This is a genomic window from Halobacillus mangrovi (assembly GCF_002097535.1).
Classification (GTDB): domain Bacteria; phylum Bacillota; class Bacilli; order Bacillales; family Halobacillaceae; genus Halobacillus; species Halobacillus mangrovi_A.
The window spans coordinates 2,665,571-2,688,459 of the sequence record NZ_CP020772.1 but is presented as its reverse complement, the minus strand read 5'-3'; the positions used below and the strand labels follow the sequence as shown (position 1 = coordinate 2,688,459).

The 22,889-nt window shown below is 42.6% G+C and carries 20 protein-coding genes and 1 riboswitch; of the genes, 13 read left to right on the top strand and 7 right to left on the bottom strand.

Features of this window, described 5'->3' with window-relative positions; all coding sequences use genetic code 11:
- Positions 1-9: 9 nt before the first annotated feature.
- Both HM131_RS13230 and HM131_RS13225 read left to right on the top strand, forming a co-directional pair.
- Complete coding sequence (locus tag HM131_RS13230; RefSeq protein WP_085030212.1) at positions 10-357, top strand: VOC family protein; 348 nt, start codon at positions 10-12, stop codon at positions 355-357.
- A gap of 145 nt (positions 358-502) precedes the next feature.
- Positions 503-973: a GNAT family N-acetyltransferase gene (locus tag HM131_RS13225; RefSeq protein WP_085030211.1), complete on the top strand. Its 471-nt coding sequence runs from the start codon at positions 503-505 to the stop codon at positions 971-973.
- Positions 974-1,618: 645 nt separating this feature from the next.
- Here the strand turns inward: HM131_RS13225 and HM131_RS13220 are convergent.
- Positions 1,619-2,806, bottom strand: a complete 1,188-nt coding sequence (locus tag HM131_RS13220) for an acyl-CoA dehydrogenase family protein (RefSeq protein ID WP_085030210.1) — start codon at positions 2,804-2,806, stop codon at positions 1,619-1,621.
- A gap of 11 nt (positions 2,807-2,817) precedes the next feature.
- Positions 2,818-4,005 carry a CaiB/BaiF CoA transferase family protein gene (locus tag HM131_RS13215; protein ID WP_085030209.1) on the bottom strand — a complete coding sequence of 396 codons (1,188 nt, stop codon included), beginning with the start codon at positions 4,003-4,005 and terminating at the stop codon, positions 2,818-2,820.
- Positions 4,006-4,301: 296 nt separating this feature from the next.
- On the opposite strand from HM131_RS13215, the gene HM131_RS13210 reads away from it, so the two are divergent.
- From HM131_RS13210 to HM131_RS13195, 4 genes are read left to right on the top strand one after another with little or no spacing between them, the layout of a single operon-like run.
- A complete protein-coding gene (locus HM131_RS13210) occupies positions 4,302-5,480 on the top strand; it encodes an LL-diaminopimelate aminotransferase (protein ID WP_085030208.1) in 1,179 nt (392 codons plus the stop codon).
- Positions 5,477-7,111, top strand: coding sequence for a thiamine pyrophosphate-dependent enzyme (locus HM131_RS13205; RefSeq protein ID WP_085030207.1), 1,635 nt, complete (start codon positions 5,477-5,479; stop codon positions 7,109-7,111). Before HM131_RS13210 ends, HM131_RS13205 begins: the two co-directional genes overlap by 4 nt.
- 22 nt (positions 7,112-7,133) lie before the next feature.
- On the top strand, positions 7,134-8,636 hold the full coding sequence (locus HM131_RS13200; protein WP_085031992.1) for an aldehyde dehydrogenase family protein: 1,503 nt from the start codon (positions 7,134-7,136) through the stop codon (positions 8,634-8,636).
- A gap of 27 nt (positions 8,637-8,663) precedes the next feature.
- A complete protein-coding gene (locus tag HM131_RS13195; protein ID WP_332308708.1) occupies positions 8,664-9,827 on the top strand; it encodes a saccharopine dehydrogenase family protein in 1,164 nt (387 codons plus the stop codon).
- Positions 9,828-10,193: 366 nt separating this feature from the next.
- Here HM131_RS13195 and HM131_RS13190 read toward each other — a convergent pair whose 3' ends face one another.
- Both HM131_RS13190 and HM131_RS13185 read right to left on the bottom strand, forming a co-directional pair.
- The gene (locus HM131_RS13190) at positions 10,194-11,486 is read right to left on the bottom strand and encodes a nucleobase:cation symporter-2 family protein (RefSeq protein WP_085030205.1); all 1,293 of its coding nucleotides are present in this window, start codon (positions 11,484-11,486) and stop codon (positions 10,194-10,196) included.
- A complete protein-coding gene (locus HM131_RS13185; RefSeq protein ID WP_085030204.1) occupies positions 11,483-12,070 on the bottom strand; it encodes a xanthine phosphoribosyltransferase in 588 nt (195 codons plus the stop codon). Before HM131_RS13185 ends, HM131_RS13190 begins: the two co-directional genes overlap by 4 nt.
- A gap of 136 nt (positions 12,071-12,206) precedes the next feature.
- Positions 12,207-12,308: riboswitch (purine riboswitch) on the bottom strand.
- A 202-nt stretch (positions 12,309-12,510) separates the two neighbouring features.
- On the opposite strand from HM131_RS13185, the gene HM131_RS13180 reads away from it, so the two are divergent.
- From HM131_RS13180 to HM131_RS13160, 5 genes are all read left to right on the top strand, one after another.
- The gene (locus tag HM131_RS13180; RefSeq protein WP_085030203.1) at positions 12,511-12,855 is read left to right on the top strand and encodes a VOC family protein; all 345 of its coding nucleotides are present in this window, start codon (positions 12,511-12,513) and stop codon (positions 12,853-12,855) included.
- A 126-nt stretch (positions 12,856-12,981) separates the two neighbouring features.
- Positions 12,982-13,692, top strand: coding sequence for a DUF421 domain-containing protein (locus tag HM131_RS13175; protein ID WP_085030202.1), 711 nt, complete (start codon positions 12,982-12,984; stop codon positions 13,690-13,692).
- Positions 13,693-14,015: 323 nt separating this feature from the next.
- Entirely contained in the window at positions 14,016-14,276 is a 261-nt protein-coding gene (locus HM131_RS13170) for a hypothetical protein (RefSeq protein ID WP_085030201.1), read from the top strand.
- 76 nt (positions 14,277-14,352) lie between these two features.
- Positions 14,353-14,712: a DUF488 domain-containing protein gene (locus tag HM131_RS13165; protein WP_085030200.1), complete on the top strand. Its 360-nt coding sequence runs from the start codon at positions 14,353-14,355 to the stop codon at positions 14,710-14,712.
- Between the two features lie 317 nt (positions 14,713-15,029).
- Positions 15,030-15,356, top strand: coding sequence for a cupin domain-containing protein (locus HM131_RS13160; protein ID WP_085030199.1), 327 nt, complete (start codon positions 15,030-15,032; stop codon positions 15,354-15,356).
- A 657-nt stretch (positions 15,357-16,013) separates the two neighbouring features.
- On the opposite strand, the gene HM131_RS13155 is transcribed toward HM131_RS13160, so the two are convergent.
- Complete coding sequence (locus HM131_RS13155) at positions 16,014-17,351, bottom strand: sugar porter family MFS transporter (protein WP_085030198.1); 1,338 nt, start codon at positions 17,349-17,351, stop codon at positions 16,014-16,016.
- Positions 17,352-17,549: 198 nt separating this feature from the next.
- Between HM131_RS13155 and HM131_RS13150 the strand changes: the two genes are divergently transcribed.
- Together HM131_RS13150 and HM131_RS13145 are read left to right on the top strand one after the other, a co-directional pair.
- Entirely contained in the window at positions 17,550-18,125 is a 576-nt protein-coding gene (locus HM131_RS13150) for a TetR/AcrR family transcriptional regulator (protein WP_085030197.1), read from the top strand.
- A gap of 31 nt (positions 18,126-18,156) precedes the next feature.
- Complete coding sequence (locus tag HM131_RS13145; protein WP_085030196.1) at positions 18,157-21,372, top strand: bifunctional cytochrome P450/NADPH--P450 reductase; 3,216 nt, start codon at positions 18,157-18,159, stop codon at positions 21,370-21,372.
- A 71-nt stretch (positions 21,373-21,443) separates the two neighbouring features.
- Here the strand turns inward: HM131_RS13145 and HM131_RS13140 are convergent, their stop codons facing one another.
- A complete protein-coding gene (locus HM131_RS13140) occupies positions 21,444-21,653 on the bottom strand; it encodes a hypothetical protein (protein ID WP_085030195.1) in 210 nt (69 codons plus the stop codon).
- 75 nt (positions 21,654-21,728) lie between these two features.
- Positions 21,729-22,859, bottom strand: coding sequence for a M14 family metallopeptidase (locus tag HM131_RS13135; RefSeq protein ID WP_085030194.1), 1,131 nt, complete (start codon positions 22,857-22,859; stop codon positions 21,729-21,731).
- Positions 22,860-22,889 lie beyond the last annotated feature (30 nt).

Here is a 22,889-nt window from a genome sequence, read left to right as displayed (position 1 = left end):
GAGGACAGAATGAAAACCAGCTTAAGGCATGTAAGAGCAAATGTAAAAGATCTAAACAGAGCTATACAATGGTATGAAGATACATTAGGGTTTGTGGTGGAAACAGTGTGGCCGCCAGACAATCCGAATTATGTACATTTTGAACATGAAGACGGTGCGATGTTTGGCTTGTTGGAACACGAACAAATTCCTTCAAGAGGAAGGTTCAACTTTTATGTTGACGATGTAGATGTTGTTTGGACCAGTGTAAAAGATAAAGTGGAGGTAATTGAGGGGATTTTTGACACGGAATATGGCAGTCGAAAGTTCACGATCTTGGACCTGGATGGGAATGAACTGAGTTTTGTACAAGGTTAACTAGAAAAGCACAATCCTTATGAAGGGATTGTGCTTTTTTATTTCTACAGAAAGAAAGGGATTTGGCTGAAAAATAAAGAAGTTAGGAAAAGAGAACAAAAATGGAAATAAATAGATTAACCTACATACAGGAGGAATATATACTATGCACATTCGACATTTAGAACCTTCCGATTATGAAAAGATATCCCCGCTTATAAACGACTGGTGGCACGGCCGGCAAATGGCACAAATGGTTCCCAAATTATTCTTTGTCCATTTCTCTCAAACAAGTTTTATAGCAGAAGAAGACGGAGAGGTCATCGGATTTCTCATAGGTTTTCTATCCCAAACTTATTTGGACGAATCTTATATACATTTTGCAGGAGTTGATCCTAATTATAGAAAACAGGAGGTGGGGAGGAGGCTCTATGAGACCTTCTTCAAAGTAGTAAAAGTGAACAATAGAAATATCGTACGTGCTGTTACTTCTCCTGTGAATAAAGGATCTGTTGCTTATCACACAAAGATGGGGTTTGAAATCGAAGAAGGGGACAAAGAAATCGAAGGAATCCCAGTTGTGAGTCATTATGATGGCCGAGACAAAGACCGGGTGCTATTTAAGAAGGTTATATAACTTGGCCTTACTTGAGAGGGAATAGTCCTGGGAGGTTTATTATTGTCAGGCGGCGGTGATGCACTAGCTATAGACTTTCCTCAACTAACACCTCTTTATCCTGAAGACTCAGTTTCGGGACTTTTGTGTGAGCGATGGTGGATGGGGAAACGACTCGCTTTCCGTGGGCATGTGTTGAGCCTCCTCAGACTTACGTCTTCCGGGGTCTCATCTAACATGTTATCCCACAGGAGTCTCGCCGTTTTCCCATCCCCCATATGAGATAAAGATGCTCGAAACGATCTTTTCTGATCTGAAAGGAAGCATGGACAGGCGCTCATGTAGGAAATTCAGTATTTACACCTGTTTCCGATATTTAATAGCAAATTCTACGTAGCAATATATCGCGAACTTCATTTTGCAAGGGGCGTTGGGGAGGGGGGAGACTCCCGCGGGAGAAGGAGCGAGGCGAGATCCCACAGGGCGAAGCCCGAGGAAGCTCGCCAGTTCCCCGCAGGAAAGCGAATCCTTCCCCAACGCCCCTAAACATTCTCGAAATCGACTCTTCCGCTATCATGGTATAAACTTAAACTGGCCATTAAAGTACAACAAACGCTTCACATTGAAAAACGCCATTCATCAGGAATGACGTTTTTTCTTATATGATCAACTCTTCCAAGGAGGAAGCATCTTATTCAAAGCCTTATCTTTTCGATAACCAAGCACATACTCCGCCTGCATGATCGTATGGATCTCCCGCGTTCCTTCGTAAATGACAGGCGCCTTCGAATTCCTTAAATAACGCTCAACTGGATATTCATTCGAATACCCATACGCCCCGTGAATTTGTACCGCATCATCAGCAGCTTGATTCGCAAAATCACACGCCTGCCATTTCGCCAGCGATGTTTCCCTAGTATTTCGTTTCCCTTCATTCTTCAGTTCACCTGCTCGGTAAACAAGCAGCCGACTCATCTGAAGGCCAGCTTCCATCTTTGCGACCATCTGCTGGACGAGTTGGTGCCTGCCGATTTCTTTACCAAACGTTTTTCGTTCATGGCAGTAGGCAACACTCGCTTCCAGACAGGCCATAATCTGTCCGCAGGCTCCTGCAGCGACGGTGAAGCGGCCATTGTCCAACGAAGCCATGGCGATTTTAAACCCATCCCCCTCTTTGCCGAGAAGGTTTTCCTTAGGTACTTTTACGCCGTCAAAAAATAGTTCCCCCGTATTCCCCGCCCGAATCCCAAGCTTTCCTTTAGTTGCTTTAGATGAGAATCCAGGCATATTCCTTTCAACAATAAACGCTGAGATTCCGTGATGCTTTTTGTTTTTATTCGTATAAGCGAAGACGAGAAAATGATCCGCCGCGTCACATAGAGAGATCCAAGTTTTTTGCCCGTTGAGGATATAATAGTCACCTTCAAGCCTTGCCGTAGATTGTAGGGCAGCTACATCAGATCCTGCTCCTGGTTCGGTCAGTCCAAATGCGCCAACTTTTTCTCCTTTTGCTTGTGGAACCAAATATTTTTGCTTCTGTTCTTCTGTTCCCCACTGCAAGAGCGACATACTGTTCAATCCCGTATGGACAGATACAGCTGTTCGAAAAGCCGTATCGCCACGTTCTAGCTCCTCACAAACGATCGCTAACGCATTGTAATCCATTCCGCTGCCGCCATATTCTGTTGGTATACATACACCCATTAGACCGAGGTCGGCCAGCTTTATAAATATACTCGTTTCAAAATGTCCTTTAGAATCCCACTCACCAATATAAGGCATAATCTCTTTATCTACGAAATCTCTTACTGTTTTCCTCAGCATGACTTGTTCATCACTAAATTCAAAATTCATAAAAACCCTCCTCAAATCGTTTTTGAATCTCTCAGTTTTTCAATATGGGTTCGGGTGTACCCCAAAGCCTGCAGAACTTCTTCTGTATGTTCACCTGGTTCAGGAGGATGGTGCTTCACTCGAGCCGGTGTGCGTGAAAGTTTCAAAGGACTGCCAATCATTTTGACGCGTCCTGCTTTCGGATGGTCTGCAGAGACGAACATTTCACGGGCTTTTAAATGATCATCGTTCTCTACATCTTTCAACGTCTGGATCGGTCCGAACGGAATATTGGCCTTTTGGCATTTTTCCTGCCAGAACGCTGTATTTTCCTTAGAAAAAGCGCTTTGCAATACTTTTGTCAGTTCTTCTCTGTTTTCGACCCGCTCAGGGTTGGTCCGGAACCTTGTATCAAATATCAAGTGGGTCTGGTTGATGACCTGGCAGAGCGCGGCAAATTGATGGTCATTTCCTACAGCAATGACCATTTCGCCATCGCTGGACCGAAAAGTCTGGTAAGGGACGATATTTGCGTGATGATTACCTAATCGTTCTGGTACTTGTCCTGTCATTAGAAAGTTGCTGCCAATATTAATAAGCGAACTTACAGCCGAGTCATATAAGGAAAGGTCAATCTTCTGTCCTTTCCCCGATTGTCCCTTTTCTAACAGGGCAGCCTGAACACCAATACATGCATACAAACCGGTCAAGATATCCGTGATGGCAACCCCTAATTTTTGTGGGCCCGACTCAGCATCGCCTGTAATGCTCATCAGCCCGCTCATCGCCTGGATAATAAAATCATAGCCAGGAAGATGTTTGTATGGGCCCGTCTCACCAAAACCGGTAATGGAACAGTACACAAGTCCAGGGTTTATCTCACTTAACGTGTCGTAACCAAGTCCAAGACGTTCCATAGTTCCGGTTTTGAAGTTGTGTAGGATAACGTCACTTTGCTTTACCAGTTTTTTTATAATGTCTTTCCCATCTTCACTTTTCAAATTGATGGTCAAACTCTTCTTATTACGATTCGCACATAAATAATAAGCACTGACCCCCTCCTGAAAAGGCGGCCCCCATTTTCTTGTATCATCACTTCCACCTGGAGCTTCCACTTTAATGACTTCAGCTCCTAAGTCACCCATAATCATCGAACAATATGGACCTGCGAGCACTCTAGTCAAATCAAGTACCCGGATTCCTTCTAAGGCAGCTGTCACATTGATCACATCCTTTCTGTATAGGAAAAAGCCAGCAGAACCCATACGACGTATGAATCCAGCTGGCTTGGGATCTACTAGATTGATTGGAGTAGAGGCATAGGGTCTGTCCTCATAGTTTTGAGTTACATTACATTTTATAGATAATGGATAGAATTTATGATTATGAAATGATCAATCATAAACCCATTTTTTTTTAATAGGATGTAACAGTAGGCAATCCATGTGAAAGAGCTGAAGCTCTCAAACTGAATAGAGCCTCCTAAATAACTCTCAATGATTCGGGGGTCAAAAAGATGATCTATGGTTCAGAACGTGTAAAAAGCTTACCTCCTTATCTGTTTTCTATTTTTCATCAAAAAAAGAAGAAGCTAGAAGAGCAAGGCATCGATGTCATCGATTTAGGGATTGGTGCACCGGACTTGCCGACACCATCTTTTATTATCGAGCGATTAATAGCAGAAGCCAAAAACGGTGGAAATCATAAATATTCCCCTTATGGAGGTTGTCAGGAATTCAGAGAAGCGGTTGCTTCTTTTTATCAAAAAAATTACCAGGTAGAGCTGGACCCTGATACTGAAGTGTTGACATTAATTGGTTCAAAAGAAGGGATTGCCCACCTGATTCAAGCTGTGATTAATCCTGGAGATGGCGTATTGCTGCCTGATCCTGGCTATCCGGTCTATCAATCGGCTGTTCACTTGGCTCACGGCCAAAGTCTTCCTTTTCCATTGGATGAGACAAGAGGATATGTGCCTGCCTTCGAAAAAATCTCTGATGCTGACACAAAACAGGCCAAGCTGTTGATATTAAACTATCCGAACAATCCTACCGGAGCAACCGTTGAACTGGAGACATTTACAGAAACGGTGGAATTTGCGAGGAATAACCAGCTTTGTATCGCTCATGATGCGGCCTATGATTTAGTCACGTTCAGAGGCTATGAATCTCCAAGTCTTTTACAAGTACCAGGAGCTAAAGACATTGGAGTAGAATTTGGGTCGTTATCCAAGAGTTTTAATATGACGGGATGGAGAATCGGGTATGTGGTTGGGAATGAGGACTTGATTCGTGCCTTATCCATCGTGAAGAGCAACACGGATACGAGTCAGTTTCTTGCGATTCAAAAAGCTGGAGTGACAGCTTTGAATAGCGATTTTTCATCGGTTAGCTATAATAATGAGATTTATCAAAAACGAATGGAAACAGTATTACCTGCATTGCAGGAAATTGGGATGGAAGCGAAAAAAACAAAAGGAACGTTCTTTCTATGGGCTAAAGTTCCAGATGGCTATACATCGCAAAGCTTTGCTGAATATGTGCTCGATCATGCGGGTGTCATCGTAACACCTGGGACGGCCTTCGGACAGAGAGGGGAAGGGTACATCCGGATATCCTTATCTGTGCCAACGGAAAGATTAAATGAAGCAGTTGAACGTATGAAAAATATTCGGAAGGGAGGGACTGTGGAGTGAGATTACTTACTAGTGCTCAGGCCATTGTTGAATCTCTTAGGCTAGAAGGAATTTCAAAAGTGTTCTGTGTACCGGGAGAAAGCTATCTTCCGGTTATGGATGCTATTCGCAATGAACCAGAGATTGAACTCATTTCAGCACGTCATGAAGGCGGGGCCTCCTTTATGGCGGAAGGGTTTGCGAAGGCGAGCGGAAAGCCTGGAGTTGTGATGGCGACCAGAGGTGTTGGGGCATCCAATCTGGCCATCGGCGTTCATACCGCTTACCAGGATTCCACTCCACTAGTTGTTTTGTTAGGACAAGTCCATAGCAGTTTCAGCGGCAGGGAAGGTTTCCAGGAAGTTGATCTGGAAGCGTTCTTTCGTCCGATTGCCAAATGGGTAGCCGAAATTCGTGAACCTCCAAGAGTCCCAGAGCTGATGCAGCGCGCATTGCGAATTGCACAAACCGGGCGGCCGGGACCGGTGGTGCTTGCCCTACCTGAAGATATCTTAAAGAAAGAGGCGGAGATGAATTTCGGTCCGAAAGTCATCCGACCAAAGCCAAGGCCCTCTGTACCTGAGATTTTGCAAACTGAAGCCTTGCTTGCGGACGCAGAAAAGCCCATAGTCATTGCCGGTGGCGGTGTGAAAAGTTCAGGTGGGGAATCGGCATTGCAGCGTTTCGTGGAAAGATACAGTTTACCTGTTATGGCGGCATTCCGGAGGCATGATGTGTTTCCAAATAATCATCCTCACTACGTCGGTCACTTAGGATTGGGCATGCGTGCCGACTTATTGAAGACGGTTAAGGAAGCAGACACGATTCTTGCCATTGGTACAAGGCTTTCGGAAGTGACGACTCAAGATTACTCCCTAATTTCTAAAGAGCAAACGCTCATTCATATAGATATTGATAGTGAAACGTTAGGAAAAGTTTATGCTCCGGGCCTGGGCATTGTTGCAGATGCAAAAGAAGCGCTCCAAGCCCTTCAAACAATGAAACTTTGGCCTAGATGGCAGAAGTGGATGGAGACCAGAAGACAAGTTTATAAGGATACGCTAATTGAAAACGGAACCGTCAACCAACAATTGATTTCCATTCTGCAAAAACGTCTGCCGGAAGGTGCCATCCTTACGAATGATGCAGGCAATTTCGCTGGGTGGCTTCATGCGTTTTATCAGTTTAATGAACGAAACACATATATTGGTCCAACCTCAGGAGCGATGGGCTACGGAATGCCTGCAGCTCTTGGAGCAAAGCTTGCTCAACCTAATCGCACAGTCGTTTCTTTATCCGGAGATGGCGGCTTCATGATGACGATGCAGGAATTCGAAACAGCCGTCAGATATGAGATTCCCGTTATTAGTATCGTGTTCAACAATCGGATGTATGGAACGATTCGAATGCACCAAGAAATGCATTATCCGTATAAAACGATCGGCACGGACTTAGGTGATGTCCCTTTTTCTACGATCGCTGAGAGCTTAGGGACAAAAAGTTATTTTGTTAAACGGCCGGCAGAATTTGAACAGGCGCTTGACGAAGCGTTGGGGCTAGATAAACCTGTGCTCATTGAAGTAGAAATGGATCGAGAGCAGATTTCAGTGACATCGACGATCCAGCAGGTGAGAGCGCGCTATAACAAATAAGTGATCAAGGAGGACATGGATGATGAATCAAAAGCTCATGAAACAAGAAAAACTTCTCAATTTTATTAATGGGGAATGGGTAGAGCCTTCTACAGAAAAGTTCACGGCGGTAAAAAACCCTGCCAATAAAGAAACGCTCGTCCAAGTTCCATTATCCAATAAGGAAGATGTGGAATCTGCCACAGAATCAGCGAAAAAAGCTCAAAAGAGATGGGCTCTCGTGCCGGCACCGCAGCGTGCGGAAGTGCTTTACCGAGTAGGACTGATTATGAAGGATAGAAAAGAGCATCTCGCCCAACTGTTGACGATGGAGAACGGAAAGGTGATTGAAGAAGCTCGTGGTGAAGTCCAAGAGGGTATAGACATGGCTTTCTATATGGCCGGGGAAGGACGAAGACTGTTTGGACAGACCACTCCTTCTGAGTTGAAAGATAAATTTGCCATGAGTGTAAGGGCCCCAGTTGGGGTTGTCGGAATCATTACACCATGGAACTTCCCGATTGCGATCGCAACGTGGAAATCATTCCCTGCCATTGTAGCGGGAAATGCAGTCGTTTGGAAACCGGCAACAGAAACGCCGATCATGGCGTTTGAACTTGCGAAAATTTTTGAAGAAGCAGGACTTCCAAACGGGGTCATCAATGTTGTATTCGGTTCAGGTTCGGGCGTTGGGGAAGCGATGATCGAGCAAGATGATATTCGCGTCATTTCATTCACTGGGTCTAACAACGTTGGCCGCAGAATTGCATCTAAGTGTGGGGAGAAACTGAAAAAGGTCTCCTTAGAAATGGGTGGAAAGAATGCCGTCATCGTGATGGATGATGCCGATCTAACCCTGGCCGTAGAGGGGATTTTATGGAGTGCGTTCGGGACAAGCGGTCAGCGCTGTACAGCGTGCAGCCGAGTGATGGTCCATGAGAGTTTGAAGAATCAACTAGAAGAGCGCTTACTGAATGAGATGGCCAAGCTTTCTATTGGTAATGGACTAGATGAATCAATTAAAGTAGGACCCATTATTAATCAAGGCGGGCTAGATAAAATAAAAAGCTATATCCAAATTGGAAGAAATGAGGGAGCCAAGCTTTTAGCAGGCGGTTACATTATGGAGAATGGAGCTTTTGCCAAAGGTCATTACTTCGCTCCAACCCTATTTACGGATGTATCTCCTGATATGCGGATTGCAAAGGAAGAGATCTTTGGACCAGTCGTTTCTCTGATTCCTATTAAAAGTTTGGAAGAAGCGATTGAAATCAATAATAGCGTGGAGTATGGACTATCCAGTTCGATATTTACACGTGACGTCAATAAAGTGTTCCAGGCACAGCGTGATTTAGACACAGGAATTGTTTATGTAAACGCAGGGACGACAGGGGCGGAAATCCACCTGCCATTTGGAGGTACAAAAGGAACCGGGAACGGACACCGGGATTCCGGATTGGCAGCGCTGGATGTGTTTACTGAATGGAAATCCATATACGTAGATTTTAGCGGGAAACTTCAGCGGGCCCAAATTGATGTGGAGTAGAGGCTTATGTAATCCAAGGGAGAGGAAGTGCAGACGATGAAAGTAGCTGTTCTAGGGTCTGGATTGATGGGAAAAGAAGCGGCACGAGATTTAGTCCATAGCCGAGGAGTGGAGAAGGTCGGACTAGCAGATATCGACCTGACAAGAGCCCAGGCGGTCTGTCAATCACTGCATTCCCCTAAGATTCAAGCCTATCAGGTAGACGCGGGGGACACGCAGGCATTGGCTGGGTTTATTCAGAATTTTGATGTTGTCATCAATGCCTTATTTTACTCATTTAATGAAATTGTTGCTAAAACAGCGATTTCAGTTGGAGTGCATTCCGTCGATCTCGGTGGTCACATTGGTCATATCACGGACAAAGTGCTAGAGCACGATGAAGGTGCTAAAGCAGCCGGGGTGACTGTGATTCCTGACCTTGGGGTAGCACCAGGAATGATCAATATACTAGCTGGATATGGCGCTAGTAAGCTCGATCATCTACACTCTATCCGGTTATTTGTCGGAGGGATTCCGGTTAAGCCAGAGCCTCCGATTGAATACAACCACGTCTTTTCAATGGAAGGCTTATTGGATCACTATACAGATCCATCAACCATTATTAGAAACGGAAAGCTACAGGAAGTGACATCGTTGACAGAACTTGAACCGCTCTACTTTGAACGGTTCGGCCCCCTTGAGGCTTTTCATACATCTGGAGGAACTTCTACTTTACTGAAGTCCTATCCAGATATCGATACTTTAGAGTATAAGACCATTCGCTATCCAGGTCATGCAGAAAAAATGAAGCTTTTAGTAGATCTTAATTTGACCGGAAGCGACTATGAAGTAGAAGTGAATGGAACGAAAGTGAAAACACGTGAAGTTTTATTAAAAACGATTGATCCAATTGTAGATCTAAAGGATAAAGACGATGTCGTTCTTCTGCGTGTGGAAGTTGGAGGAAAGCAAGACGGTAAAGAGACTACCTATCAATATGAGATGATCACATACAAAGACCGAGAGAATCAAGTTACCGCTATGGCCCGCGCGACGGCTAACACCATCTCTGTTGTTGCCCAGTTGATTGGTCATCAAACGATCACCAAGCGTGGAGTTTGCCCTCCTGAACAAATTGTGCCAGGAGATATTTATATCGGGGAAATGGCAAAACGTGGAGTAGTGATCTCAGAAACATTCACAAGAAAGTAAACAATACGAGAAAGAGCCAGCAGGGTAATATGCCCGCTGGCTCTTATTATCTATTCAAGAATATAGCAGTGATCTGGAACACTCGACTTCAAGATAACTAGGTTCGTTCACATTGTAGAGGTTTGGTGGTGGCTGTTAAACGACTCGCTTTCCTGCGGGGGAACTGGCAAGCCTCCTCCCTCGCTGCGCTCCCTGCGGTGTCTCGCCTAGCTCCTTCTCCCGCGGGAGTCTCGACGTTTCCCATCCACACCCGTTCTCATCAGCCTAACGAACCCATTCAAATGGAGATTAATTATCCAGAAGGGCGGCTATCCTGGTACTAAGGAATGGAAACATCCCTCTAACGTAACCGAAATTAATAGTGGTTTATGCACTCTTTTCTCGCAAATGAGCTACTTTCTTCTTTGCTGGGTCTGGCACCATATTAAAGAGAATATTTAAAACGATCGCAGTTAAACTTCCTGCCACAATTCCATTGCTCGTGAGGATTTGAAAGCTTTCCGGTAACTTAGCGAACAATTCAGGTACGACCGTTACCCCAAGTCCCATTCCTACAGAACATGCAACAATCATAGAGTTCTCTGGGGATTCGGAGATGACCCTGCTTAACATTTTAATTCCTTGGGCGATGACCATACCGAACATTGCAACCATCGCACCACCCAGAACAGGTGTCGGAATAATGGTCGTCAACGCTGCAATTTTTGGAATGAAGCCTAAAGTGATCAACATGATACCCATAACGAAGATGACTTTACGTGATTTGACACCAGTCATGTGCATCAGCCCGACATTTTGAGAAAAAGCTGTATATGGAAAGGCATTAAAAAATCCTCCGAGTAAGATTGCCAATCCTTCAGCTCGATACCCTTTAGAAAGGTCAGATTCTTCTAATTTCTTGTTTTTCATATCACTAAGGGCAAAGTAAACACCAGTGGATTCAACGAGTGAAACCATGGCGACAAGAATCATTGTTAGGATAGCGGACCATTGAAAAGTGGGCATACCAAAATATAAAGGCTGGACCATATGGAAAAAAGAAGCCTCACTTACGGAAGAGAAATCGACTTTTCCCATGAAAGAAGCAGCTAGTGTACCACCAGAAATGCCAAGCAATATGGCAATCGAACGGGCAAACCCTTTTGTGAACCGGTATAAAACGACGATAAATAAAAGTGTTCCAAAAGCTAATGAAAGGTTTGGGATAGATCCAAAATCACTCGCTCCTTCGCCGCCTCCCATGTTATTGATGGCTACAGGAATCAATGTGATTCCAATAATGGTTACGACTGTGCCTGTCACTACTGGAGGAAAGAAGCGAACCAATTTCCCGAAGAAGCGGCTGACTAAGATGACAAATAGACCTGAAACGAGGATAGATCCGTAAATAGCAGATACCCCATACTGGTCGCCGATTGCAATCATCGGACCGACCGCTGTAAATGTACACCCAAGCACAACAGGAAGTCCGATTCCGAAGAAGCGATTTCGAACTACCTGCAGGATGGTCGCAACCCCGCACATAAGGATGTCGATAGCAACTAAATAAGTGAGCTGATCAGAAGTTAAATTTAACGCTCCACCTACTATGAGCGGAACCAGAATAGCACCGGCATACATGGCAAGCAAATGTTGAATGGCTAGTGTTGTCGTTTTCATACAGATGCACCCTCTTTCGAAAATGTAACGGTGTGATGATTTAATGAAGCGATCGTTGCTAAGGATTCGACTCGGACCCCTTGCTCGCGAAGTTGTTTTCCTCCGTCCTGGAATCCTTTTTCAATAATAATTCCTACTCCGGCCAGAGTTGCTCCTGATTGCTGAACGAGATTGATCAGACCTTTAGCCGCCTGTCCATTGGCAAGAAAGTCATCAAGGATAAGAATCGTATCTTCAGACGATAGATATTCTTTTGAAACAGAAATTTCATTAGTCACGTTTTTTGTAAATGAATGCACTTCGGCCGAATAGAGCCCATCGTTTAAAGTAAGGGACTTTCTTTTTCTTGCGAAGATCGCTGGTACCCCTAAACTTAATCCAGTCATTTGAGCGGGAGCGATTCCAGAAGATTCAAGAGTTAATACCTTCGTAACACCTGCATCAGAAAAACGATGAGCGAATGCCTCGCCAATCTGTTTCATTAGCCTAGGGTCGATTTGATGATTTAAAAAGGAATCCACCTTGAGGACAGATTCAGATAAAACTTTTCCTTCTGTTAAAATCTTTTGTTCAAGTAATTCCATGTAGATGACCACCTCTCAAGATAAATAAAAAAATGCGCGAAAGCTTTGCTTCTACCCGACTAAGAGGGAAGCAAGTCTTTTCGCGCTTGGAAAACACAAAAGAAATGACAAAAGACCACCTATACACAGGGGGTTTCATCATCAAACTGCTTTTCATAGTCGGCTCATTTACGGTAAGCCGGTAGAGACTTGCAGGCCATATTCCTGCTATTATATGAAAACTATATCCGAATGTTATCGGTATTATATCACGTAATTGTTCGATAACAACACCTTGATTTTAAAAATAATTCCATATATTCTTATGAATTCTGTTTTCTATACGATAATGAGGGGGCAAAATTCTAAAAACAATTTGAGCATAATAAAAGGAATGAGTAAGTTAGAAGCGAATGAATATAAAGTGTCGATCATTAGCAAAAAATATGGGGAGGTTTAGAATGGGAAGAGTAGTTGGGTTTGAAATCAATAGTCAGGAACCAGAAAAAGCAGCAGCGTTTTATTCCTCAGTGTTTGGGTGGGAAATTTCTGAACCAAGGTGGGGATACAGAACTGTTTCATTCCGTAAAGAGCATAGTTTAAGCGGCGGGATCAGTAAGGGGCCGCAAGATTATCCACACGGTACAAGGATTCAGATTGAAGTGGAATCGATCGAAGAAACTATTGAAAAAGCAAAAAAACACGGGGCGATGGTGGTAAGAGAGCCAATGGATTTTGATGAGTTTTTTCTCGCGTATTTGGTAGACCCGGCAGGTAACGGGATAGGACTCATTCAGCAGAAGTAAGGCTTTCAACACTCTAAAACTTAATGGGGAGAGTCGGATTGTAAGACTCGAGGCGTTTCTCTTTTTATAATCTCTTTGATAATGGTGCAAACTATACCAGTAACCTTTTTTAAGGAGACTACATAAATGGAATTTTTCAATTCTCAAGAATCGCTGAACTCTATAGAGTGGGCGTTAAGAGCCGTAATTGGATTTCTCTTTTTTCTTATCCTGGCTAAAATTATGGGGCAGCGTTCAATTTCACAGTTCGGGATTTTGGACATGGTCATAATCCTGCTGATTGGTAATATTATGGCACACCCTCTTTCCGATGAAGGACTGGGGCTAAAAGGATCTATGATTACAATGTGTGTGATATTGGTCTTATATTTACTAGGTATTTTACTGAGTTTGAGGTCTAGCAGAATAAGAAAACTTTTTATACCTACGCCATACCCTTTAGTAGAGAACGGGAAGATCCTTTCGAAAAATATGAATAAAGCAAGAATTTCAGTTGATGTCCTTATGTCAGAGTTGCGGAAGAAAAACACGGAAGATATCGAGAAAGTAGCGCTTGCGTTATGGGAGCCAGGGGGACAAATTTCAATCTTTTTAAAAAGTGAGTACCAGCCGATTACTCCTTCGACTTTTGGAACGCCACTGAAGCCATTTCAACTTCCTCAAACCACCATTAAAGAAAGAAAAATTGATTATGTAAAATTGCACGAAATTGGAAAAGATGAAGCATGGCTTCTAAATAAACTCTTCGCCAACTATAAGGACGTTAAACTAAGTGATATCTTATTAGCTACGATTGATGAATACGAAAACTTAACTGTTTTTTTGTACCATTCGTAAAACAAGTCTCAATTGGGGGACTTGTTTTTTCTTTTAGTCAGGCTTTAATCCATTTAACATAACAAAATCCTAAAATTACGAAATAATAATATATACTTTATTTTAAAATTAATAATCCTATATTCAGTAAAGAAAAAAGATTAAACGACAAAGATAAGTGCTAATAGAACGATTTCCTCATATAATAATTTTAGTAAACTCTGAAAATAAATCTATTAATCTAACAGACATTTAAAGCTAGCAGTTGAAAATAAGTGTGAGCTTTTATATTATAATGACAGAAACAGTTTTCAGAGAATTGATTTCCGTAGAGGAGTGAACAAATGCTAAAGGAATCTGACTTTCCAACAGAAGAACTAAAAGAGCAATGGATAAAAGTACGGAATAAAAAACTTGAAGAGATGGCTCAATATATTCAAAGATATTTCCATCTTACAAAAGTTAGAGAAAACAATAGCAGCTACGAGGTTCAAGGCTATTTTTTCCAGCCAGGTTTTGGTGAAGTAAGAATGGCGTTTGAATTCAGCTACGAAAATGTTGCTAAATTTACCGACTTATTTGATGAACCTATTGAAGAAAAGTAAAAATGCCCGAGAAAGAACCCATTTATGCATAGTAGATGGGTTCTTTTATTTATGTAATTAGAGGGAGGATAAGAAGATGCCTATTACAACGAGACGAATCTATGAGGATCCTTCAAAGGATGACGGTCTCCGTATTTTAGTGGATGGAATTTGGCCTAGAGGAGTTTCAAAAGGAAAAGCCCAGCTGGACGAATGGTTAAAGTCAGTTGCTCCTAGCAAGGAGTTAAGGCAATGGTTCAATCATGAGAATGATAAGTTTGAAGAATTTGAACGTCTCTATACTAAAGAGTTGGAGAATGACCAGAAGAAACAGGAAGGGTTCCAAACACTTAAGGAATATGCACAAGATCAAAAAGTGACGATCCTTTTTGGATCAAAGGAAACCACTTATAATCACGCGAATGTATTGGCCCGCTTACTGAAGGAAAATCGATAAAAGGTGTATTTTAAATATTGCTTTTGCTGCCAGAATATTCTAGCATTGAATTAGAAGATTGGTTACCACATATCAAAAACCTGGCAGTTACATGTGAAAATGTGCAATCATACGTATGTTATTCGAATCCGACTGAAGCAGATCAACTGGACAAAAATTATGAAATAAAGGGTTCATAGATTTATAGTGGTTACAAACAATCCTAAAAGATAACAAGAAAGATTTCTATTTTTGTGGACCTATCCCTTTTATGAAAACCATTAACGAAGCATTCAGTCCTGTGAGTACTATTGAAAACGCTTAAAGGAGGAGAACATATGCCTGTTCATTCAATTAGGGAGTTTCAGAAGTTCGATGAAAACCGTATGACCAAACAAATGGTATTTGAAGAAGAGAAGAGTAAGGCGTTCGTTCTAAATTTTATGCCAGGGCAACTGCTGCCTTCCCATAGCCATCCATACACACAGGTTTATTTATTGATGCTTGATGGAACAGGGGAATGCAAAATTGACGATCATGTATATAAAATAGAAAAAGGAGACACCATCCACTGCAGTAAGGAAGAATTGCTCAGTCTAGAGAACACAGGAACCGAGCGGATGAGTGTATATGTGGTCCTTGCTAGAGAACCTAAAAACACATAAGGGTAAAAAAATAGAGCGTCACTTCTTAAGTGGCGATCTGTGGTCATTTTCTTCCTTGAAGTTGTGTTTTTAAAAAATGTGGTTAATAAATAGCCAACATCAAAGGAATATCCCTCTTCAATATAAGTCTCCTTATCTTGAAGACACAGTTTCAAGGCTTTCACGAGAAATATGGTGGATGGGAAAACGACTCCCTTTCCGTGGGCATGTGCTGAGCCTCCTCAAACTTCGTTTTCCGGGGTCTCATCTACCATGTTCATCCCACACGAGTCTCGCCGTTTTCCCATCCACCATACGATATAAAGTTAAACGATTTTTTCTGAATTGAAGCATGTGAAGGTTCGTTATATTGAAGATTCTGCATTGCCAACGATTCTCATGCAACGGATAGTAAATTCTACGTAGCAAGATTTCCAGAACCTCATCAGCAAGGGACGTTGGGGAAGGGTGACTCCTGCGGAAGAAGGAGCGAGGCGAGACCCCACAGAGAGCACAGCGAACGAGTAGGCTTGCCAGTTCCCTCGCAGGAAAGCGAATCCTTCCCCAACGACCCTACATCCCCACAAACATCTCGAAATCAAGTCTTTGAGACTACTGCTATTATACTGAAGAAATCTGACATAATAAATCAACCATATCGATTAACAGAACCTACTCTTAAGAAGCATGACCTCGCAAGTCACGTTCAATCTCTTCCAGGCTTCTGCCTTTTGTCTCAGGGACATATTTGGCTACGAATAAGAAGGCAAGCACACCAATCGCTGCAAAGATAACGAAGACCCAGGCCGTACCGATGGCTCCAAGCAGAATCGGGAAAAATAATGAGACAATTAAATTAGCTGCAGATAATAGCAAGGTCGTAAAACCCGTTGCTGCACCTCTAGCTTTTGTTGGGAACAGTTCAGGCAGCATGACCCAGACGACTGGTCCCCAGGTGGCAGAGAAAAAGATAATAAACAAACCGAGGAAAACGACTGTCATCCAAGCAACACTAGTTGTTAATTGCATCGTAAATAAAATGGTGGCCAATACGGCAAGACTTGTCACCATTCCAACATTTCCGATTAACAATAGTTTTTTACGTCCCAGTTTGTCAATCGTAGCGATCGCGACCAGAGTCATAAGAACGTTAAGAATTCCTATTCCAACGGTTCCTAAAATGGAGGCAGAGTCTCCAAGCCCAGCTTTTGTAAATATAGTCGGGGCGTAGTAAATTACGGCATTGATCCCGATAAACTGCTGGAAAATGGCAATTCCGCTTCCGACAATTAGCATCGGGCGGACCCATTTGGATCGTAAGACATCCCAAGTACTTTCCTTTTCGGCTTCGATTTTTTTCATCTGTTCAACTTCATCGTCAATTTCGCTTTGTTTCCTTGTAAGACCCATAACTTTTCTCGCTTCTTTTTCACGGTTTTGCTTCAGCAGCCATTTCGGGCTTTCTGGCATAAACAGAACTCCTACCATAAGTACAACGGCGGGTACAGATGCTAGACCTAACATCCATCGCCATCCCTCGATCGGAGTAAAAGCATAATTCACAAAATACGCTAGCACAATTCCGATGGTAATCATCAGTTGGTTGAGAGAAGCGAGGGCACCCCTTGAATCGGTCGGGGCCATTTCGGATAAGTACACAGGAACAATTGCAGTCGATCCGCCAACACCTAAACCTAAAATCACGCGTCCCAGAACTAAAATCGATACGTTAGGTGCAAAAGCGAGAACTAGAGCACCTATAATATAAATTAGTGCGATAACAAATACGACACGCCTTCTTCCAAATCTGTCCGATACATAGCCGCTCATTCCTGCGCCGACAATGGCGCCTACAAGCAGAGAGCTGACAACTAGCCCTTCAAGGAAGTTAGAGAGTGGGATATCCTCATTAATAAATAAGAGGGCACCCGATATTACTCCCGTATCGTACCCATAAAGCAAACCTCCAAGAGCTCCAAAGAAAAATATCCATCCTTTACTTAGATTTTTCGTCATACTACGACCACCTTTTACAAACAGTTATTGTAATGATTTCCACTTATTTGGAAAAAGGAAACCTTGTTAAGAAATATTTTTGAAATATAAAAATGGTATCGTTCTCATATGAGTCTATTGTTCGATTGAAGTTTCTACATCCATGTTTTATACTGTTGTGGAATGAATATTCATTCCGTGATAAGGGAGGATCTATATATGCCTACAACAGAAAGCAAGCGAGAGGACATCCTTCATAGTGCTTTGAACTTGTTTGCAGAGCGAGGGTTTGACGCTACGACCATACCTATGATTGCAAATGACGCGAAGGTCGGAGCTGGGACCATTTATCGCTATTTTGAAAATAAAGAAGTACTTGTCAACACACTTTTTCAACATTATGTACAATTGTTTACAGATACACTACTTGAAGATTACCCACTCGATCACAGCATTCGTGATCAATTTCATCATTTATTTGAGGGAATGGTGCGGTTTACTCATGAACATGAACATGCATTGTATTTCATTAAAACCCATAACGCCGCCTACTTTTTAGATGAAACAAGTCGTGAACGCTTTGAAAAATTACTCTCCATTCTTCGGGATTTTTTAGATAAAGGAAAGGAAGAGCATAAAATTCGTGAACTTCCATCTAAAGCCTTAATCGCTATTATTTTCGGGGGTTTTTTAGAATTATACAAATTGATCCGTGCAGGAGAAATAGAAGCGTCAGAAGAATTACTGGCAGGTGTAGAGGAAAGCTGCTGGGATGCGGTCCGCAGTCACGAATGAAGGAACATAGTTCCTTCTCATTTACTTCGGAATGAATATTCATTCCGGTTTTATTAACTTACTTTTAAGAGGTGATTTTAAGATTAATACACAAACACTTCCTCAACCCAAATCTTATGGTCCTTTAGGAAACCTTCCTTTAATTGATAAAGAAAAACCAATACAGTCCTTTATGAAGCTTGCTCGGGAACTCGGACCACTCTATCAATTCCATTTCCCAGGAAGAACAAGTAATTTCGTGTCGAGCGCAAGATTTGCTGCTGAAATTTGTGATGAAACAAGATTTGATAAAAAGTTGGGCCCTGCGCTTCAAAAAGTCCGTTCATTCGGCGGGGACGGTTTATTCACTAGTGGGACTGAGGAGCCAAATTGGAAGAAAGCCCACAATATTCTTCTTCCAAGCTTCAGTCAACAGGCAATGAAGGGCTATCATGACAAAATGGTCGATCTTGCTACCCAATTAATACAAAAGTGGGCAAGACTTAATCCTAAGGAAGAAGTCGATGTGCCTGAAGATATGACACGCCTGACCTTGGATACGATTGGTTTATGCGGGTTTAATTATCGCTTTAATAGTTTTTATCGAGAGACCTCCCACCCTTTTGTTCAGAAGATGGTGCGTGCGCTTGATGAATCAATGAACCAAACCCAGCGACTTGGTATCCAAGATAAATTGATGGTTAAATCCAAGCGTCAATACAAAGAAGATATTGACTATATGTTTGATTTGGTTGACGAGTTGATTAAAGAAAGGAAAGAGACAGGAGATCAAGGAGAAGACGATTTGCTTGCTCATATGCTGAAAGGAAAGGACCCAGAAACTGGAGAAGCCCTTGGTGATGAAAACATTCGTTTTCAGATCATTACCTTCCTCATTGCAGGTCATGAAACCACGAGTGGGCTTCTGTCGTTTGCTCTCTATTACTTATTGAAGAATCCAGAAAAACTGGAGAAAGCTTATAAAGAAGTAGACGAAGTGCTGGGTGAAGAAACACCGACGTATAAACAGGTAAAGAAATTAAAATATGTACGCATGATTTTGAATGAAGCATTACGGTTATGGCCGACAGCTCCGGCATTTTCCGTGTATGCAAAAGACAATACATCGCTTGATGGTGTGGATGAGGTAGAAGAAGGGGAAGCATTTACGCTCCTTATTCCAGAACTACATCGCGATAAGTCTGTTTGGGGAGAAGATGTAGAAACCTTTAAACCAGAACGGTTTGAGGACCCATCTTCAATCCCTCATCATGCCTATAAACCTTTCGGGAATGGACAGCGTGCCTGTATTGGTCAACAATTCGCCCTGCACGAAGCCACCCTTGTTCTTGGCATGGTATTGCAGCATTTTGAATTAGAGGATCACTCGAACTATGAGCTTGATGTTAAAGAAACATTAACGTTGAAGCCTGATGGATTGACGATGAGAGTGAAGTCCAGAAAAAATGCTGACTTCATTCAGATGCCTGTCCATTCTGAAAAGAAAGCAGTAGAAGATAATAATCCAAAGACCACTATGGTGGATGCCCATAATACTCCAATGCTTGTATTATATGGATCAAACTTAGGAACTTCTGAAGGTGTGAGTCGTGAACTTGCGGAAAAAGGAAGACACCAAGGATTTCAAGTCGAGACAGCTCCCCTGGATGATTATACAGGCCAGCTTCCGGTAGATGGAGCCACGATTATTGTGTCGGCTTCATATAATGGTCACCCGCCGGACAACGCAGTTTCGTTTGTCGAATGGGTAGCATCCACACCACAAGAGGATTTGAAAGGTGTTCAATACGCTGTTTTTGGCTGTGGAGACCGTAATTGGGCGAATACCTACCAAAGGATTCCTAAACTGATTGATGAAGGACTTGAGAGCAGAGGCGCTACGAGAATCGTTACTCGTGGAGAAGGGGATGCTAACGAAGACTTTGAAGGTGATCTTGAAAAGTGGGAAGAAATCCTATGGGATCGATTAGCAAAAACCTTTAACCTTAAGCTTGAAGAATCGAATCAGCAATCCAATCATATATCGATGGAATTTATAAGTGGATCAACCCACACGCCTGTTGCTCGAGAGCATCATGCTTTCACAGCTGTGGTCACAAAAAATAGAGAACTTTTATCTATGGAGGAGCGTAGTACTCGACACATTGAACTGCAGTTGCCTGCTGGTGTCATGTACAAAGAAGGAGATCACCTGGGAGTATTGCCACAAAATAGTGATAAACTCGTTACCCGTGTGCTAGAGCGTTTTGGCTTAAATGGGGAAGACTATGTTGTGCTTGGGGAAGATGCGGGGAAAGCAGCGCACCTGCCTACTCAACAACCTATTGAGCTTAAGGAACTGCTTATGTCTTATGTAGAACTACAAGAACCTGCAACAAGGAGGCAGCTCCGCGAGTTAGCTGCAAGCAACCCTTGTCCACCGCATAAAAAAGAACTGGAACAGTGGCTGGAAGATAATAAGTACAAGCAAGAGGTGCTAGAAAAACGGAAAACGATGCTTGAGATTCTAGAAGAATATGCTTCTTGTGAATTGGATTTTGAGCGTTTCTTAGCATTATTACCAGCATTAAAACCTCGCTATTATTCTATATCCAGTTCGCCACGAGTACAACAGGACAAAGTGAGTGTGACTGTAAGCGTGGTTCGCGGACCTGCATGGAGCGGAAAAGGCGAGTTCCTTGGCATCGCATCCAACTATTTGGCTTGCCGGCAAGTAGCCAGTAAAGTGGCTTGTTTCATCCGAACACCGCAGTCCAACTTCCAGCTCCCTGAAGATTCGGCGGCACCACTGGTCTTAGTGGGACCAGGAACAGGAATCGCACCATTTCGAGGCTTTATCCAAACACGCCGCGTTCTAAAAGAGCAGGGGCAAACGTTAGGTGATGCCCACTTATACTTCGGGTGCCGTCATCCAGAACAGGACTTTTTGTATGAGAAAGAGTTGAAGAAAGCAGAGCGAGAAGGGCTAATCACGCTGCACACCGCTTTCTCACGTCATGAGAGTTGTAAGAAAACGTACGTCCAGCATTTGATGGAGCAAGATTCCTCACGGCTTGTAGATCTTTTAAACAACGGAGGATTTTTGTACATTTGTGGCGATGGAAGTAAAATGGCCCCACAAGTAACCGAGACTTTGATCAAAGGATACCAGGATATTCAGCAAACCTCCTATGAGGATGCTGTGGAATGGTTAGATAACCTTGAAAAAGAAGGTCGGTTCGCTAAAGATGTTTGGGCTGGTGTTTAAAAACAGTAGTAAACTAAAAAAACTTCGCAGGGTATAAGACCTAGCGGAGTTTTTTAGTTTTCTACATCTACTTATGAATTATTGAAGATCTGATCAATTTCCTTTTTTGCCTGATCCTCATTGAAGGCTTCTAATTTCTTATGCTCATTAACAGAATCTCCTGAAAAGCTATTCTCAAATTCAAAAGGCTGATTTGAGTTTACAGAATTCTGCATCCCGATCTCCCCGTTTTGATTACCTTCCGTCGGGATTTCAAACTTTTTCTTTGGTTGTTCTTCCATTATTATCACCTCTAGACTTAGTTTGGCCACTAAGGCTACAATCATCCGTCTACAGTAAACATAAACATCTGCTGTTTATGCTGTAACTAAAATTCCTTCTTGAGTAAGAACAGATTCTATGCCCAGGCGTGCTTCCTTCAATACGGCTTCTCTCCATTCTTCCTCATCAGGGTAGAACATGTTTTGAAATTCTTCTAAAATCCACTGTCTATCCTCTTCCTTTTCGGCACCTTCCCAGTATAGCTGGTTTTCCAAAATGATGGTGGTGAATTCTCTAAGTTCCGCTTTTCTGCTTGTACCGAAAGTACCAAACTCAAACAAAGCTGAGAAAAGGTACGTATCCGGATATTCTTCCTTATTAAGTTTATGAAAATAGTTCGTAGAGTCGCCTTTTACCTTTTTAGGCGTGAATTTTTCGATATTCTCCATGCTGTATTGTTCTTTCATCTCCTCTTCCTCACGTTCATCATGTTCTGACACGACCATAGTCACTTCATTGGTAGGACCTAGAGCCGTATGCCCATCCATGTGGATGACTCTAGGATATTCGGCAAGCAGTTTTCTCTGCCACGTTTTCATGTACTGGGCGGACTCTTCCTCTTCTGAACCGCCATAATACACGCCTTTTTCAAATTCGAACTGACCCATACTTTTAGCTTTTTTAATACCACTAAAACCTTCTCTCATCATTCCCTTACTCAATTGCTCATATAGCTCAGTTTTCTCCTTGGTTACATCTTTTACTTTTTCGTTTGGCTGGAAAATCTGACATTCTTTTGCGTAGTTTTCGTTTACATCTTCAGGAACGGAATCCGGTTCAAATATATAATTCCGGTTGAGATCCACATTATTTTCAGTAACACGTCGGAAATTCCTCATGCCCCAGGGGTTAATGGCATGTACAAGGCAAATACCCGTGGTTTCTGAATTGACTTTTTCTAAATATTCTTCTACAAAAAGATGGGTGACTGTTGCGCCCGTGTACCCTTCAATTCCGTGTTCTCCGGTAGTGAAGAAGAGAACCTGATCATTTGAGGAACCACCTTCTGAATAAATGACATCGATTGTATTGTCCGCTTCCCTACCAATGCTTTTTGTATATAATTCAGCTTTCGGCCATTTTTCTTTAATGGAATTTATAAGATTTCGAAACGTTTCTCTTGATTGTTCGTATGTGCTAGTAAAGTATTTTTCAGTAGCTTTCACCTTAGGTACATCTTTTCATGCAATTTTTTC